The sequence below is a fragment of the Streptomyces sp. NPDC048277 genome, assembly GCF_040652235.1.
In the GTDB taxonomy this organism is placed as follows: Bacteria; Actinomycetota; Actinomycetes; order Streptomycetales; family Streptomycetaceae; genus Streptomyces.
This window is the reverse complement of the sequence record NZ_JBEZLQ010000004.1, coordinates 412,435-427,809: the sequence shown is the minus strand read 5'-3', so window position 1 is coordinate 427,809 and position 15,375 is coordinate 412,435. Positions and strand designations below refer to the sequence as shown.

General features: G+C 70.1%; 13 protein-coding genes. 6 read left to right on the top strand and 7 right to left on the bottom strand.

Going from position 1 to position 15,375, the window contains the following annotated elements:
* Positions 1–128 precede the first annotated feature (128 nt).
* Genes AB0D85_RS12275 through AB0D85_RS12260 form a run of 4 tightly spaced genes read left to right on the top strand, consistent with a single transcriptional unit; the run spans position 129 to position 3,485 of the window.
* The gene (locus AB0D85_RS12275; protein WP_362317623.1) at positions 129–995 is read left to right on the top strand and encodes an ABC transporter ATP-binding protein; all 867 of its coding nucleotides are present in this window, start codon (positions 129–131) and stop codon (positions 993–995) included.
* Entirely contained in the window at positions 992–1,840 is an 849-nt protein-coding gene (locus AB0D85_RS12270; protein WP_362317620.1) for an ABC transporter permease, read from the top strand. Before AB0D85_RS12275 ends, AB0D85_RS12270 begins: the two co-directional genes overlap by 4 nt.
* The gene (locus tag AB0D85_RS12265; RefSeq protein ID WP_362317617.1) at positions 1,837–3,033 is read left to right on the top strand and encodes a sensor histidine kinase; all 1,197 of its coding nucleotides are present in this window, start codon (positions 1,837–1,839) and stop codon (positions 3,031–3,033) included. The genes AB0D85_RS12270 and AB0D85_RS12265 overlap by 4 nt, the downstream gene beginning before the upstream one ends.
* Entirely contained in the window at positions 3,030–3,485 is a 456-nt protein-coding gene (locus tag AB0D85_RS12260; RefSeq protein ID WP_362317614.1) for a response regulator transcription factor, read from the top strand. The genes AB0D85_RS12265 and AB0D85_RS12260 overlap by 4 nt, the downstream gene beginning before the upstream one ends.
* 158 nt (positions 3,486–3,643) lie before the next feature.
* On the opposite strand, the gene hisS is transcribed toward AB0D85_RS12260, so the two are convergent.
* Positions 3,644–4,906, bottom strand: coding sequence for a histidine--tRNA ligase (gene hisS, locus AB0D85_RS12255; protein WP_362317611.1), 1,263 nt, complete (start codon positions 4,904–4,906; stop codon positions 3,644–3,646).
* 13 nt (positions 4,907–4,919) lie between these two features.
* A complete protein-coding gene (locus tag AB0D85_RS12250) occupies positions 4,920–5,627 on the bottom strand; it encodes an MBL fold metallo-hydrolase (protein WP_362317608.1) in 708 nt (235 codons plus the stop codon).
* A 178-nt stretch (positions 5,628–5,805) separates the two neighbouring features.
* On the opposite strand from AB0D85_RS12250, the gene AB0D85_RS12245 reads away from it, so the two are divergent.
* Positions 5,806–6,627: a peptidylprolyl isomerase gene (locus AB0D85_RS12245; protein WP_362317605.1), complete on the top strand. Its 822-nt coding sequence runs from the start codon at positions 5,806–5,808 to the stop codon at positions 6,625–6,627.
* Between the two features lie 135 nt (positions 6,628–6,762).
* Positions 6,763–7,992, top strand: coding sequence for a DUF349 domain-containing protein (locus tag AB0D85_RS12240; protein ID WP_362317602.1), 1,230 nt, complete (start codon positions 6,763–6,765; stop codon positions 7,990–7,992).
* An 85-nt stretch (positions 7,993–8,077) separates the two neighbouring features.
* Here AB0D85_RS12240 and AB0D85_RS12235 read toward each other — a convergent pair whose 3' ends face one another.
* The 5 genes from AB0D85_RS12235 to yajC form a co-directional block, all read right to left on the bottom strand.
* Complete coding sequence (locus AB0D85_RS12235) at positions 8,078–10,603, bottom strand: bifunctional (p)ppGpp synthetase/guanosine-3',5'-bis(diphosphate) 3'-pyrophosphohydrolase (protein WP_362317599.1); 2,526 nt, start codon at positions 10,601–10,603, stop codon at positions 8,078–8,080.
* Positions 10,604–10,830: 227 nt separating this feature from the next.
* Positions 10,831–11,379: an adenine phosphoribosyltransferase gene (locus tag AB0D85_RS12230; protein ID WP_362317596.1), complete on the bottom strand. Its 549-nt coding sequence runs from the start codon at positions 11,377–11,379 to the stop codon at positions 10,831–10,833.
* On the bottom strand, positions 11,376–12,488 hold the full coding sequence (gene secF / locus AB0D85_RS12225) for a protein translocase subunit SecF (RefSeq protein WP_362317593.1): 1,113 nt from the start codon (positions 12,486–12,488) through the stop codon (positions 11,376–11,378). The genes AB0D85_RS12230 and secF overlap by 4 nt, the downstream gene beginning before the upstream one ends.
* Before the next feature lie 3 nt (positions 12,489–12,491).
* The gene (secD, locus tag AB0D85_RS12220; RefSeq protein WP_362317590.1) at positions 12,492–14,291 is read right to left on the bottom strand and encodes a protein translocase subunit SecD; all 1,800 of its coding nucleotides are present in this window, start codon (positions 14,289–14,291) and stop codon (positions 12,492–12,494) included.
* A gap of 141 nt (positions 14,292–14,432) precedes the next feature.
* The gene (gene yajC, locus AB0D85_RS12215) at positions 14,433–14,951 is read right to left on the bottom strand and encodes a preprotein translocase subunit YajC (protein ID WP_362317586.1); all 519 of its coding nucleotides are present in this window, start codon (positions 14,949–14,951) and stop codon (positions 14,433–14,435) included.
* Between the last annotated feature and the right edge of the window lie 424 nt (positions 14,952–15,375).

Genomic DNA, 15,375 nt, shown 5'->3' with positions numbered 1-15,375 from the left:
TTGAGAGTTGGAACTTCTTCGGGCAGGGGCCATTGTGCCGCACGAGGCGCCCTGTCCACCGTTCGGTGGACATAAGGAAGTACGCACGGTCGTCCCGGAACGCTCGGTTCTGGCCGACGCTCGGGGGCATGACAGCACACGCGAACGAACTCGCGGTGGACGTCCGGGGGCTGCGCAAGCGGTACGGCGACGTGACCGCGGTGGACGGCATCGATCTGGGCATCCGGCGCGGCGAGGTGTTCGGCCTGCTCGGACCCAACGGGGCGGGCAAGAGCACGACGGTGGAGATCCTCCAGGGCAACCGGACCCGGGACGCGGGCGAGGTCTCGGTGCTGGGCGCGGACCCGGCCAAGGGCACGCGCGCGTGGCGGTCCCGGGTGGGAATCGTCTGGCAGGACGAATCGGCACCCGCCGAGTTGACGGTCCGCGAGACGGTACGGCATTTCGCGCGCTACTACCCGAGGCCGCGCGACCCGGAGCAGGTCATCGGGCTGGTCGGTCTGGAGGCCAAGGCGGACAGCCGGATCAAGGCGCTGTCGGGCGGCCAGCGCCGCCGGCTGGACGTGGCGCTCGGCGTGATCGGCGATCCGGATCTGCTGTTGCTGGACGAGCCGACGACCGGCTTCGACCCGGCTGCCAGGCGCCGGTTCTGGGGCCTGATCCGCCTCCTCGCCGACGAGGGCACGACGATCCTGCTGACCACCCACTACCTGGAGGAGGCGGAGGCCCTCGCGGACCGGCTGGCGATCGTGGCCCGCGGCCGGGTGGTCGCCGAGGGCGAGCCGCAGGCGCTCCGGGACCGTTTCGGCACCGGCGCCACCGTCGAGTGGACGGAACCGGACGGCACCACGCGCGCGGAGCACACTCAGACCCCGACGAAGGCGGTCGCCGAGCTCATGCGCCGCTTCGACGGCGAGATCCCGGGGCTGCGGGTGAGCCGCCCCACCCTGGAGGACGTCTACCTCCGCCTGACCGGACAGGAGGCCGCACGATGACCACGACGACCGGCACACCCGTACGCACCCACGGCGCCGCGGAACGCCTGCCGAGCGCCTGGACGATCGGACTGCGCCGGGGCGCCCTGGAGATCAGGCAGTTCTTCCGCCAGCGCGACCAGGTGGTCTTCACCTTCTCCTTCCCGGTCGTCTTCCTCTTCCTCTTCGCATCGATCTTCCACGACGCCGTCCGGGGCACCGGCGTCACCGCCTCCCAGCTGTACGTGCCGGCCATGATGGCCTCGGGGATCATGTCGACGAGCTTCCAGTCGCTCGGCATCTCCATCGCGGTCGAACGCGACGAGAAGGTCCTGCGCCGGCTGCGCGGCACGCCGATGCCACCGTCCGCGTACTTCCTGGGCAAGATCTGGCTCGTTCTCTGCACGGGAATCCTGGAGACAGCGATCCTGCTCGTCGTGGGCACGACGTTGTACGACGTCCCGCTGCCCTCCTCCGCGACCCGCTGGCTGGACTTCGCCTGGATCTTCGTGCTCGGGCTGACGGGGTGCGCCCTGCTCGGCATCGCGATCAGCTCGGTGCCGAAGTCGGCGAAGAGCGCCAGCTCGGTGGTCATACTGCCCTTCCTGCTTCTGCAGTTCATCTCCGGGGTGTACATCTCGATCGACACGATCCCCGGCTGGATGCTGGACATCGGCGCCCTGTTCCCGCTGAAGTGGCTGTGCCAGGGGCTGCGCGGGGTGTTCCTGCCCGACTCGGCGAAGGTCCTGGAGCAGGCGGGCGCCTGGGAGTTCGGGCGGATCGCGCTGGTGCTGGCCGCCTGGTGCGTCGGAGGATTGGTGCTGTGTCTGCTGACCTTCCGCTGGAAGAACCGACGCGACGGATGACCCGGTGGCAGGGGGCCCGCGACGAGCACGCCTGGGACCGCACCATCCGGCTCTGGGACGCCTACTTCGCGGTCGCCTGGACGGCCACCCTGGTCTTCGTGCTCGGCGCGGAGCACCCGGGGTGGCCGGTCCGGCTCGTCGTCGTGCTGCTGCTCGTCCCCCTGGTGCCCTGGTACGCGGTGGTCGGCCGGGCGGTGATCCAGCTGCGCGATCCGGACGAGTCGCGGGCGGTGCGCTACCTGGCGGGGGCCATGCTGCTGTTCCTGCCGTCGGCGGTGCTGGTCGGCGAGACGCGGCTGATGTCGTTCGCGCTGATCCCGCAGTGCTTCATGACCCTGCGGATGCGCCGGGCGCTGATCGCGGTCACCGTGATCAACCTGGCTCCGGTGGCGGGCTGGGCGCTGCTGTGGCGGCCGGAGGTCCCTGACCTGTTCGCCAACTCCCTGTTCGCCGTGGTGACTCTGGTCTTCTCGGTGGCACTCGGCAGCTGGATCATCCGGATCATCGAGCAGAGCTCGGAACGCGCCGAGCTGATCGCGGAGCTGGACGCGAGCCGGCACGAGATCTCCCGCCTCTCGGCAGCGCACGGCGCACTCGCCGAACGCCAGCGCATGGCGCGGGAGATCCACGACACCCTCGCGCAGGGCTTCACCAGCCTGCTGATGCTGGTGCAGGCGGTGGAGGCGGAACTGGACCACGATCTGCCGCAGGCCCGCCGCCATCTGGCCCTGATGGACCGGACGGCCCGGCAGAACCTCGCCGAGGCCCGCGCGCTCGTCGCCGGGGGCGCGCCGGCGGACCTGGACGGCGCGTCGCTGCCGGACGCACTGCGCCGCCTGGTCGACCGGCACGGGGCGGCCACCCTGGAGGTGACCGGCCCGGTACGGCCACTGCCCGCCGGCACCGAGGTGGTCGCCCTCCGCTCCTGCCAGGAGGGCCTGACCAACGCGCGCAAGCACGCGGGGAGTTCCGTGCCGGTCGCCATCCGCCTCAGCTACACGGACGAAGCGCTCACCGTCGCCGTCCACGACGACGGCTGCGGGTTCGACGCGGGTGCCGAGTGCTCCGGCTACGGTCTGGCGGGTCTGCGGGCGCGGGCCGCGGAGGCGGGCGGTACGGCGACGGTACGCAGCGCACCGGGCGACGGTACGACAGTGACCGTACAACTGCCCCTGGGAGGTGATCCGCTGTGATCCGGATCGTGCTCGCCGACGACCATCCCGTCGTACGGGAGGGACTGCGCGCGATGCTGAGCGCCGAGCCGGACCTGGAGGTGGTCGCCGATGCGTCCGACGGGCCGCGGGCGGAGGCGCTGGCGGCGGAACTCGCCCCCGACATCGTGCTGATGGACCTGCGCATGCCGGGCGGCGGGGGCGTCGACTCGATCGTGCGGATGACGCAGGCGGGCCTGCGCTGCCGGGTGGTCGTGCTGACCACGTACGAGAACGACCGGGACATCCTGCGGGCGGTGGAGGCGGGCGCGGCGGGCTACCTGCTGAAGGACCTGCCCCGGGGCGAACTGGCCGACGCGGTACGGGCGGCGGTGCGCGGCGAGACGGTCCTGGCGCCGTCGGTCGCGGCGAGGCTGGGGGTGGACGACCGAACGGCGGCGGTCACCAGGGCGCTGCGCCACGGGTTGCTGTGACCAATGGGTCCGCGGCTCGTTGCACCGGGTGCTCCGAGCATCGTTCCCTGCCGCCGCGGGGGTGGTCCGGGCGCCATGAAGAGCGCCAACCGAAGCGGAGCGTGCTCCCCGCCGACGCGGGGTTGTGGGCCGGGCAGATGCGCCGCCCGGCCCACCTCTCATCCGAGCCGCGACTCCAGCTCCGCCACGATCTCATTCACGCCGACGGCCACCTGCTCTCCGGACTCCATGTCCTTGAGCTGGACGACGCCCTCGGAGAGGTCGCGTTCGCCGGCTACGAGCGCAAAGCGGGCGCCGGACCTGTTGGCAGCCTTCATCGCCGCCTTGAGGCCCTTGCCCCCGTAGGAGAAGTCCGCCGCGACGCCGGCCTTGCGGAGTTCGGTGACCTTGGCGAAGAGCACGCGGCGCGCCTCCTCGCCCAGCGGTACCGCGAAGACGCTCGTGGCGGAGGGGATGTCGAGCTCGACTCCCTCGGCCTCCAGCGCGAGGACCGTGCGGTCGACGCCGAGGGCCCAGCCGACCGACGGCAGCGCGGGGCCGCCGATCATCTCGGAGAGACCGTCGTAGCGGCCGCCGCCGCCCACCGCGGACTGGGAGCCCAGACCGTCGTGGACGAACTCGAAGGTCGTACGCGTGTAGTAGTCCAGGCCGCGGACCAGCTTCGGGTCGTCCTCGAAGGCGACGCCCGCCGCCGTGATCAGTTCGCGGACCTCCTCGTGGTACGCCTTGCAGGCGTCGCAGAGGTAGTCGCGCAGAAGGGGCGCGTCGCCCAGCTGCTTCTGGACCGACTCCCGCTTGTCGTCGAGGACGCGCAGGGGGTTGATCTCGGCGCGGCGCAGGGTGTCCTCGTCCAGGTCCAGGCCGCGCAGGAAGTCCTGCAGGGCCGCGCGGTACACCGGGCGGCACTCCTTGTCGCCCAGGCTGTTCAGCAGGATGCGGAAGTTGCTGAGGCCCAGCGAGCGGTACGCCTGGTCGGCCAGGATGATCAGTTCGGCGTCGAGGGCCGGGTCCTCGGCGCCGATCGCCTCCGCGCCGACCTGCGAGAAGTGGCGGTAGCGGCCGGCCTGCGGCTGCTCGTACCGGTAGTAGGAGCCCGAGTACCACAGCTTCACGGGGAGGTTGCCCTGCCGGTGCAGGTTCGCCTCAAGGGCGGCGCGCAGGACCGAAGCGGTTCCCTCCGGCCGCAGGGCCAGCCTGTCCCCGCCCTTGGTCTCGAAGGCGTACATCTCCTTGGTCACGATGTCCGTCGACTCACCGACGCCGCGTGCGAACAGCTCGACGTTCTCGAAGCCGGGGGTCTCGATGTAGCCGTAGCCGGAGTTGCGCAGCGGGGTCGCGATCGCCTCGCGCACCGCGAGGAACTTCGCGGAACGGGGCGGGATCAGGTCGTACGTGCCCTTGGGGGCCTGAAAGGTGCTCACGGAAGGTCTCTCGTCACATTCCTCGTCGGGGAGCGTCCTGCGCTCCCTGGCCGGCGGCCACCTGCCGCAAGTAGGCGTTGGTGGCGCGCTCCTGGCCGATGGTCGTCTGGGGGCCGTGGCCGGACAGCACCACGGTGGAGTCGTCGAGCGGCAGGCACACGCGGGCCAGCGAGGCCAGCATGTCGTCCATGGAGCCGCCCGGCAGGTCCGTGCGTCCGATGGAGCCGGCGAAGAGCAGATCGCCCGAGAAGAAGACCGAGGGGATCTCGGCCGTCTCCGGCATCTGGAAGGTCACCGACCCCTTGGTATGGCCCGGCGCGTGCGCGACGGAGAACCCCAGTCCGGCCAGCTCCAGCCGCACCCCGTCGGCCAGTTCGAACACGTCGTCCGGCTCCCCCACCGTCAGCTCGCCCATCAGCGGCATGCCGATCGACCGGCCGAGCGCCTTCTCGGGGTCGCTCATCATGTACCGGTCCTCGGGGTGGATCCAGGCCGGTACGTCGTGCGCTCCGCACACGGGGACGACCGAGGCCACGTGGTCGATGTGGCCATGGGTGAGGACGACGGCGACGGGCTTGAGCCGATGCTTCTTCAGTGCTTCCTCGACGCCTTCGGCGGCCTGGTGGCCGGGGTCGATGATAACGCACTCCTCACCGGCGGCGGGGGCGACGAGATAACAGTTCGTCCCCCAGGCCCCGGCGGGGAACCCGGCAATGAGCACGATCGTCCTTCGTTGTGTCGATACGGGTGGCTACAAGCTGTGGTCCAGAGCCTACCGGCGCTGCCGTTTCCTCAGCGAACCCATATACGGTACGGGGCTACACGCAGCAGTCGGCTCACACAGCGCACAGGACGCACGCGTACCGGTCGACACACGACACGCATGAGGAGAGAACCCGGTGGTCAGCCAGGAGCAGCGGCGGCGTCAGCTCGCCCGGGAGAAGTTCTTGCGGCAGCAGCAGCGGCGCACCAGCGCACGACGCAAGTCACGCATGCGCAACTCCGTGATCGCGTCCGTGCTCGGCGTGATCGTGATCGGCAGCGTCGCGCTGTACACGACCGGCGTGCTGAAGAACGACGACAAGGCGAACGCCAGCTCGGAGACGACGCCCAGCGCCTCGCCGAGCGCCAGCAAGGCGCCGGACCCGTGCGAGAAGGCAGCCGCCGGCAAGGTCGCGAAGCTCAGCTGGAAGAAGGAGCCGGCGATGTCGATCGACACGTCGGCGAACTACACCATGAAGCTGGCGACGACGTGCGGTGACATCGACATCGCGCTGAAGACCGCGGCGGCCCCGCACACGGTGAACTCGTTCGACTTCCTCGCGTCGAAGGGCTTCTTCGACCACACGAAGTGCCACCGGCTCACCACCAACGGCATCTACGTGCTGCAGTGCGGCGACCCGACGGGTACCGGCAGCGGCGGTCCGGGGTACACGATCCCCGACGAGAACCTGAAGGACAAAAGCCTGAAGGGCGGTGTCTACCCGGCGGGTACGGTCGCGATGGCCAACACCGGCCAGAAGCACACCGGCGGCAGCCAGTTCTTCCTGGTCTACCAGGACAGCCAGTTGCCGGCCAGCTACACCCCGTTCGGCACGATCGACGCCGCCGGACTGAAGGTTCTGAAGAAAATCGCCGCCGCCGGAGAGAGCACCGGAGCCGGTGACGGAGCACCGAATGCGACGGTCGTGATCAACAAGGCCACGGTCACGAAATCCTGAGCACCAACTGCGAAATTTCGGTCGCGCGGGATGCGGACAGGCAACCCGCCGGTCGCCTATGTTGGCCGTGACGAAACTGTGGACGATGCCCGGGGGCACTGAGGCCCCTCGCAGGCATCATGTGGAGGAGGCGCTGTGAGCAGCGACCCGTGGGGCCGCGTCGACGAGACGGGGACCGTGTACGTGCGTACGGCCGACGGCGAGCAGGTCGTCGGTTCCTGGCAGGCAGGCTCCCCCGAGGAGGCGCTGGCCTACTTCGAGCGCAAGTACGAAGGCCTGGTTGTCGAGATCGGCCTCCTCGAGAAGCGAGTACAGACCACCGACCTGTCCGCGAAGGACGCCCAGGTCGCCATCGACCACCTGCGCGAGCAGGTGGAGGCGCACCACGCGGTCGGTGATCTGGAGGCGCTGCGCACCCGGCTCGGCGACCTGGTGAAGACCGTGGACTCGCGCCGCGAGGAGCGCAGGGCACAGCGTGCCAAGCAGTCCGACGAGGCCCGCAAGGCCAAGGAGGACCTGGTCGTCGAGGCGGAGCAGCTGGCCCAGTCCGACCAGTGGCGGGCCGCCGGTGAGCGGCTGCGGTCCCTGGTGGACACCTGGAAGGGGCTGCCGCGCCTGGACCGCAAGTCCGACGACGAGCTGTGGCACCGCTTCTCGCACGCCCGGTCGGCGTTCTCCAAGCGCCGCAAGGCGCACTTCGCGCAGCTCGACGCGCAGCGCGAGGACGCCCGCAAGGCCAAGGAGAAGCTGGTCGCCGAGGCGGAGGCGCTGTCCGACTCGTCGGACTGGGGTGTGACGGCCGCGCGCTACCGCGAGCTGATGGCGGAGTGGAAGGCCGCGGGCCGGGCGCAGCGTGAGCACGAGGACGACCTGTGGAACCGCTTCCGCGGTGCCCAGGACGTGTTTTTCGCGGCCCGTGGCTCGGCCTTCGCCGAGCGGGACGCGGAGCAGACCGAGAACCTCAAGCTGAAGGAGGAGCTGGCCGGCGAGGCCGAGAAGCTCCTGCCGATCACGGACCTGAAGTCCGCGCGGTCCGCCTTCCGCTCGATCAACGAGCGCTGGGAGGCCATCGGCCATGTGCCGCGCGACGCGCGTCCGAAGGTCGAGGGCCGGATGCACACGGTCGACCGGGCCATCCAGGAGGCCGAGGAGGCCGAGTGGCGCCGGACGAACCCGGAGGCACGCGCGCGTGCCGCGGGTCTGACCGGTCAGCTGCAGGCCGCCGTGGACAAGCTGAGGGCGGGGATCGAGCAGGCCCGCGCCCAGGGCAACGCGTCCAAGGCGGAGAAGCTGGAGCGTGAGCTGGAGGGCCGCCAGGCGCTCCTGGACCAGGCTCTGAAGGGCCTGCAGGAGTTCGGCGGCTGAGGTTGCCCGAAACACCGAGAGGGGCCCCGTACGTGGCGTACGGGGCCCCTCTCGTCGTATGCCCGAGGGCGCTCTACGGCCGCTGCTACGACCGGTTGCGCGCCGACGTGACCCGGTAGACGTCGTACACGCCCTCCACGCCCCGTACGGCCTTCAGGACGTGGCCCAGGTGCTTCGGGTCGCCCATCTCGAAGGTGAAGCGGGAGGTGGCCACCCGGTCGCGGGAGGTCTGGACGGCCGCGGAGAGGATGTTGACGTGCTGGTCGGACAGGACGCGGGTGACGTCCGACAGGAGCCGGGAGCGGTCCAGGGCCTCGACCTGGATGGCGACCAGGAAGACCGAGGACTGGGTGGGCGCCCACTCGACGTCGAGGATGCGCTCGGGCTCGCGGGACAGTGACTCCACGTTGACGCAGTCGCTGCGGTGAACCGATACGCCGCTACCGCGCGTGACGAAGCCGATGATCGGGTCGCCGGGTACGGGGGTGCAGCAGCGGGCCAGCTTGACCCAGACGTCGTCGACGCCCTTCACGACCACGCCGGGGTCCTGGTTGCTGCGCCGCTTGCGGCCTCGGGTGCGGGACGGCGGGACCGCCTCGTCGATCTCCTCGGTGGCCGCCTCCTCGCCGCCGAGCGCCTGCACCAGCTTCTGCACGACGTTCTGCGCGGCCACATGGCCCTCGCCGATCGCCGCGTACAGCGAGGAGATGTCCGGGTAGCGCATCTCGTGCGCGAGGGTGACCAGCGAGTCGCCGGTGAGGATGCGCTGGATCGGCAGGTTCTGCTTGCGCATCGCGCGGACGATGGCGTCCTTGCCCTGCTCGATCGCCTCGTCCCGGCGCTCCTTGGAGAACCAACCGCGGATCTTGTTGCGGGCGCGCGGCGACTTGACGAAGCCGAGCCAGTCACGGGAGGGCCCCGCACCAGGTGCCTTGGAGGTGAAGACCTCCACCAGGTCGCCGTTGTCCAGGGTGGACTCCAGCGGGACCAGGCGGCCGTTGACCCGCGCGCCTATCGTGCGGTGGCCGACCTCGGTGTGCACCGCGTAGGCGAAGTCGACGGGGGTGGCACCGGCCGGGAGCGCTATGACGTCGCCCTTGGGGGTGAAGACGAAGACCTCGTTGCGGGACAGGTCGAAGCGCAGGGACTCCAGGAACTCGCTGGGGTCCTCGGTCTCCTTCTGCCAGTCGAGGAGCTGGCGCAGCCACGCCATGTCGTTGAGGTGGTCGTCCTTGCCCTTGCCGGCCTTCGGCACGTCGGTGCGCACCTTGGAGGCGCCGGCGACGGCCTCCTGCTTGTACTTCCAGTGCGCGGCGATGCCGTACTCGGCGCGGCGGTGCATGTCGAACGTGCGGATCTGGAGTTCGACGGGCTTGCCGTTGGGGCCGATGACCGTCGTGTGCAGCGACTGGTACATGTTGAACTTGGGCATCGCGATGTAGTCCTTGAAGCGCCCCGGAACCGGGTTCCAGCGCGCGTGGACGGTGCCCAGGGCCGCGTAGCAGTCGCGGACGGTGTCCACCAGGACGCGGATGCCCACCAGGTCGTAGATCTCCGCGAAGTCCCGGCCGCGGACGATCATCTTCTGGTAGACGCTGTAGTAGTGCTTCGGCCGGCCGGTGACGGTCGCCTTGATACGGGCGGCGCGCAGGTCGGACTGGACCTCGTCGGTCACTATGGCCAGGTACTCGTCCCGCTTCGGCGCCCGCTCGGCCACCAGCCGGACGATCTCGTCGTACATCTTGGGGTAGAGGATCGCGAACGCGAGGTCCTCCAGCTCCCACTTGATGGTGTTCATGCCCAGCCGGTGGGCGAGCGGCGCGTAGATCTCGAGGGTCTCGCGCGCCTTCTTCTCCTGCTTCTCGCGCTTGAGGTAGCGCATGGTGCGCATGTTGTGCAGGCGGTCGGCGAGCTTGATGACCAGGACGCGCGGGTCCTTGGCCATGGCGACGACCATCTTGCGCACGGTCTCGGCCTGCGCGGCCTCGCCGAACTTGACCTTGTCCAGCTTCGTGACGCCGTCGACGAGCAGCGCGACGACGTCGCCGAAGTCGCGGCGCAGGTCCTCCAGGCCGTACTCGGTGTCCTCGACGGTGTCGTGCAGCAGCCCGGCCATCAGGGTCGCGGGGTCCATGCCCAGCTCGGCGAGGATCGTGGTGACCGCGAGCGGGTGGGTGATGTACGGGTCGCCGCTCTTGCGCTTCTGGCCGCGGTGCCAGCGCTCGGCGACCTGGTAGGCGCGCTCGATCTGGCGCAGCGTGGCGTTCTCGATCTTGGGGTCGTTGCTGCGGACTATGCGCAGCAACGGTTCCAGGACCGGGTTGTACGGGTTCGCGCGCTGCACGCCGAGCCGGGCCAGGCGGGCGCGGACGCGGTTGGAGGAGCCGGAGCGCGCGGGCTGGCCCGTGTTGGGGCGGGCCGCGGGGCGCTCGGGCGGGGTCGGTTTGGGGCGCGAGGTCTCGGCCGACTTCTCGGCGGGCGCGGACTGGGCGTGCTCGACCGGCCCGCGAGTGTCGTTCTTCGTCTGCGACACGTTCGGCGCGGGCTTGGCCGCGGCTGCCGAGGCCGGCTCGGGCTTGGCGGCGGTCAGGTGCTGGGCCTCGTCTGGCAAGAGGACTCCTCGTGCGCGATCCGGGTCCCCCAGTCAGGCTCCGGAGACCCCATGGTAGCGAGCCTGAGCCATGTCATCGCCTGGAGGCCGAACCGAGGACCGTATACGGGAGAAACACGGGAGGCTGCCGGGGGATTCCTCGGGGGTGTCCCGTGGGTTTCCAGGGGCCCTGCGGACATGCGGAACGCCCGCCCCGGGGGGCGGGCGTTCTGTCGGCCGTACGACGCTCAGACCTGGAGGAGGGCCTCCAGCGGCGCCCCGTCCAGCGCGGGCTCCAGACGGGCGCGGCCGCCCAGGAAGCCCAGTTCCATCAGGACCGCGACGCCCGCGACCTGGGCGCCGGCGCGGTGGATCAGCTGGATCGAGGCCTCGGCGGTGCCGCCGGTGGCGAGCACGTCGTCGACGATCAGGATCCGGTCGTCCTTGCCGAGGTCCTCGGCGTGCACCTCGATCTCGGCCGAGCCGTACTCCAGCTCGTAGGCCTGGCGCAGGGTGGCTCCGGGGAGCTTGCCCGCCTTGCGGACCGGGATGAAGCCGAGGCCGGCGCGGACGGCGACCGGGGCGCCCAGGATGAAGCCCCGGGCCTCCAGGCCGACGACCTTGGTGGCGCCGGTGTCGGCCGCGATCCCGGCCAGCGCGTCGGTGAGCGCGGTGAACGCGGCCGGGTCCGCCAGCAGCGGGGTGATGTCCTTGAACATCACGCCCTGCTCCGGGTAGTCCTCGACGTCCCGGATGCGGCTGAGCAGGAGTGTCGTGATGTCGGCGAGCTCGGTCATCGGCGCTTCCCCGAGGGGCGGCCACGGCCCCGGGTGCGGGACGCGGGCTGGTTGCGCGGCCCGACCACGGCCGGGGCGGCGTCGTCGGACTCGTCCTCGTCGGCGCCGGTGCCCCGGGCCTCGGCCATCTCCTCCTCGGCGGCGGCCTGGGCCCGCTTGGCGAGGACGCGCTTCTTCAGGGCCTTCATCTGCGGCTCGGCCTCCTTGAGGTCGGCGACGAGCGGCGTGGCGATGAAGATCGACGAGTAGGCACCGGCGGCGAGACCGACGAACAGCGACAGCGAGATGTCGTTGAGCGTGCCCGCGCCGAGGAAGCCGCCGCCGATGAACAGCAGGCCCGCGACCGGCAGCAGTGCGACGACCGTGGTGTTGATCGAACGGACCAGGGTGCCGTTGATCGAGTGATTGGCGATGTCGCTGTAGGTGAACCGGGTCTGCTTGGTGATGTCCTTCGTCTGCTCCTTGAGGCTGTCGAAGACGACGACCGTGTCGTAGAGCGAGTAACCGAGGATCGTCAGCAGACCGATGACCGTACCGGGCGTGACCTCGAAGCCGACCAGGGCGTAGATACCGGTCGTGATGGTGATGTCGTGGATCAGCGCGACCAGGGCCGCGACCGCCATGCGCCACTCGAAGGCGATCGCCAGGTAGACGACCACCAGGACCATGAAGATCGCGAGGCCCTCCCAGGCCTTGTTGGCGATCTCGTCACCCCAGCTCGGGCCGACCAGGTCGGCGGCGATGGACTCGGGGTTCAGCTTCATGTCCTTGGCCAGCGCGGCCTTGGTCGCGTCCGACTTGGTGGTGTCCATGCCCGCGATCTGGATGCGCAGACCGCCCGTGCCGAGCTTCTGCACGACCGCTTCCTGGCCGGAGGCATCCTTCGCGTAGGTCTCCGCCTGAGCCACCGAGACGCTGGTCTTCGGGGTGGTGAAGACGGCGCCGCCCTGGAAGTCGATGCCCATGTGCAGGCCACGCACCGCCAGGCCGAGGATGGCCGTGATGGTGATCAGGATGGAGACGCCGTACCAGATCTTGCGCTTACCGACGAAGTCGTAGCTGATCTCGCCGCGGTGGAGTCGGGCGCCGAGGTTGCCGAGTTTCGACATCGCTCACGCTTCCTTCGGGTCGACAGGGCCGGCGACGGGACCGGCGGGACGGCGGGTGCGGCGCAGCGGGGGCTTGGCGCCCAGGCCCTTCGGGTCGAGCCCGGACCACTTGTGGCCGTTCGCGAAGAACTTACGACGGGCGAGGATCGTCATCAGCGGTTTGGTGAAGAAGAAGACGACGACCACGTCGAGCACGGTGGTCAGACCGAGGGTGAACGCGAAGCCCTGGACCTTGCCGACGGTCACGATGAACAGCACGGCGGCGGCCAGGAACGACACGAAGTCGGAGACCAGGATGGTGCGCCGGGCACGCGGCCAGGCCCGCTCGACGGCGGGACGCAGCGTGCGGCCCTCGCGGATCTCGTCCCGGATGCGTTCGAAGAACACGATGAACGAGTCCGCTGTGATACCGATCGCGACGATCGCACCGCAGACGGCCGGCAGGTTCAGCGCGAAGTGGATCGCGGGGCCGAGCAGCGCCATGATCACGTAGGTGAGGGCGCCGGAGACCAGCAGCGAGGGGATCGCGACGACCGACAGACCGCGGTAGAAGACCAGCAGGTAGAGCACGACCAGGACGAGACCGATGGCGCCCGCGATCAGACCGGCGTGCAGCTGCTCGCCGCCGAGGGCGGCGGTGACGGTGGTGACGCTCTGCTCCTTGAAGGTGAGCGGGAGCGCACCGTACGACAGCATGTTGGCGAGGCTCTGGGCCTCCTCCTGGGTGAAGCTGCCGGAGATCTCCGCCTGGCCGCCGGTGATGGACTGGCTCACGTACGGGCTGGAGACGACCTCGCCGTCGAGCACGATGCCGAACTCGTTCTGCGGCTGGGAGTTCTTGGCCAGCTCGGCGGTGATGTTCGCGAACTTCTTGGCTCCGCTGGAGTTGAAGTTCATCTGGACCTGCCAGCCGGAGGCACCCTGCGTGTCGAAGACGGCCTGGGCCTTCTTGACCTCGGTGCCGTCGACGGCGGCCGGGCCGAGCACGTACTTGTACCAGACACCGGAGATCTTGCCGCAGGCCACGGTGGAGTCGGTGGGCTTGGCGCCCTTGCCGGCGGTGGCGCGCTGTGCCTGCTTGGAGCAGTCCAGCGCGGTGTACTCGGCCTCCAGCTTGCTGGCCGCGGCGGAGGCGCTCGCATCGGCCGAGGAGGACGCGGAGGGGCTCGCCGAGGCGGACGCGCTCGCCGAGGCCGAGGAGGACGGCGTGGAGCCGGCCTTCAGGGCGTCGGTGACGGCGCGGCCCTGCGAGGTGGCCGAGGACGACGGCGAGGCGGAGGACGACCCGGTCGCCTTCTGGGACGCCGACGCGCTGCTCGACGGGGTGGCGCTCGGGGAGGAGCTGGAGCCGGCGCTGGAGGACGCGCTCGGAGAGGCGGACGACGCGGCGCCGACGCTGGCCTCGGTGGCCAGGACCGGGCGGAAGTACAGCTTCGCGGTGGTGCCGACCTGCTGACGGGCCTCCTCGGAGTTGGTGCCCTTGGGGATGTTGACGATGATGTTGCTCGTCCCCTGGGTCTGCACCTCCGCCTCGGACACACCCAGACCGTTGACACGGCGGTTCATGATCTCGACCGCGGTGTCCATGTTGGCCTTGTTGATCGCGTTCGGCTGGCCCGGCTCGTTCTGCGCCTGAAGCGTGATGCTCGTACCACCGGCCAGGTCGATACCAAGACGCGGAGTGGTGTTTCCGGAGGCGAACATTCCCCCGGTGAGCGCCACGATGGCGATCAGGATCAGGGCCAGCGAGCGCCCTGGCCTGCTCTGGGCACTCGCGCTCCGGCCCCTCTTAGGTGCTGCCACCTTCTTGTACTCCCTCTCGGGCCGCCGCGCTCCTGGTCGGCGCGGTCGGCCATGACATGGTGTCGGGATCCCGTGCGAGAAACAGACGCGCCCGGGGTGCGGGGTGCGCGCATGGTGCGCGCACCGCTCCCCGGGTCGCGGCTACTTCGCGTCGGAGTCGCCGTCGGTCTTCTTCGGCTCTTCGTCGGCCTTCGCCTCGGCGGTCTCGGCCTCGGCGGTCGCGGCCTCCTCGGCCTTCTCCTCGGCGGCGTCCTTCTTCCCGAGGTCGACGGCCTTGTCGTCGGAGGCGGCGGCAGCGTCGGCAGGCTCGTCGTCGGTCTCGGTGAGGGAGGAGGCGTCGTCCGGGACGATGTCGGTGTCGGCCTTCAGGTCGTGCTCGACGCCGTGCACGATGCGGTTGTACTCGTCGTCGGTGAGAATGGCGCCGATCGCGTTCTTCGCGAAGAGAAGCTCGACGCCCGGGCCGGCGTCGAGGAGGACCGTGTCCTCGTTGACTTCCTTGACCGTCGCGTACATGCCCCCGATGGTGCGGACGCCGCTGCCGGGCTGCAGATCGTTCCGCATGTTCTGGGCCTGTTGCTGCCGCTTCTTGTTCGAGCGCGTCAGCAGGAACATGGCCGCGATGAGCACGATGAGCGGGAGAAGGGTCAAGGTATTCACGGGACGGAATTTCCTTCGCGCAGCCGCGGCGGTGAGCGGCCTGGATGATGGGGGCGTGGTGGGCGCCACCCGCAAGGGCGGCATCGGCGGAGTCTAAGCGAGTCCGCGCGCATGGAACAACGCTCAGCATGGCACCTGGGTTCCTGACCCCGCCAATGCCCCGCCGTCACGAAGAGATCACGTCTGCCGCGGGACCCTACCGGGCGGACGGCGATGAGTCCGGAGGCCGGGACGCGGACGGGGCGGGGCCGACCCGGGAGGACAGGGCGGGCAGGGCAGCGCAGGGCCGACCCGGGGCCACGTACGCCGACGAGCCGGTGCGGGGACCGGCGGACGGACCGGTGCGGGGTCCGGCCGACAAACCGACGCAGGATCCGGCCGACAAACCGACGCAGGGCCCGGCCGACAGGCCGACGCAGGATCC

Excerpts from the sequence above, each read along its gene's own strand:
- AB0D85_RS12265 (WP_362317617.1), top strand. The coding sequence starts at position 1,837 with ATGACCCGGTGGCAGGGGGCCCGCGACGAGCACGCCTGGGACCGCACC.
- secF (WP_362317593.1), bottom strand. The coding sequence starts at position 12,488 with ATGTCGAAACTCGGCAACCTCGGCGCCCGACTCCACCGCGGCGAGATC.
- AB0D85_RS12230 (WP_362317596.1), bottom strand. The coding sequence starts at position 11,379 with ATGACCGAGCTCGCCGACATCACGACACTCCTGCTCAGCCGCATCCGG.
- AB0D85_RS12270 (WP_362317620.1), top strand. The coding sequence starts at position 992 with ATGACCACGACGACCGGCACACCCGTACGCACCCACGGCGCCGCGGAA.
- AB0D85_RS12275 (WP_362317623.1), top strand. The coding sequence starts at position 129 with ATGACAGCACACGCGAACGAACTCGCGGTGGACGTCCGGGGGCTGCGC.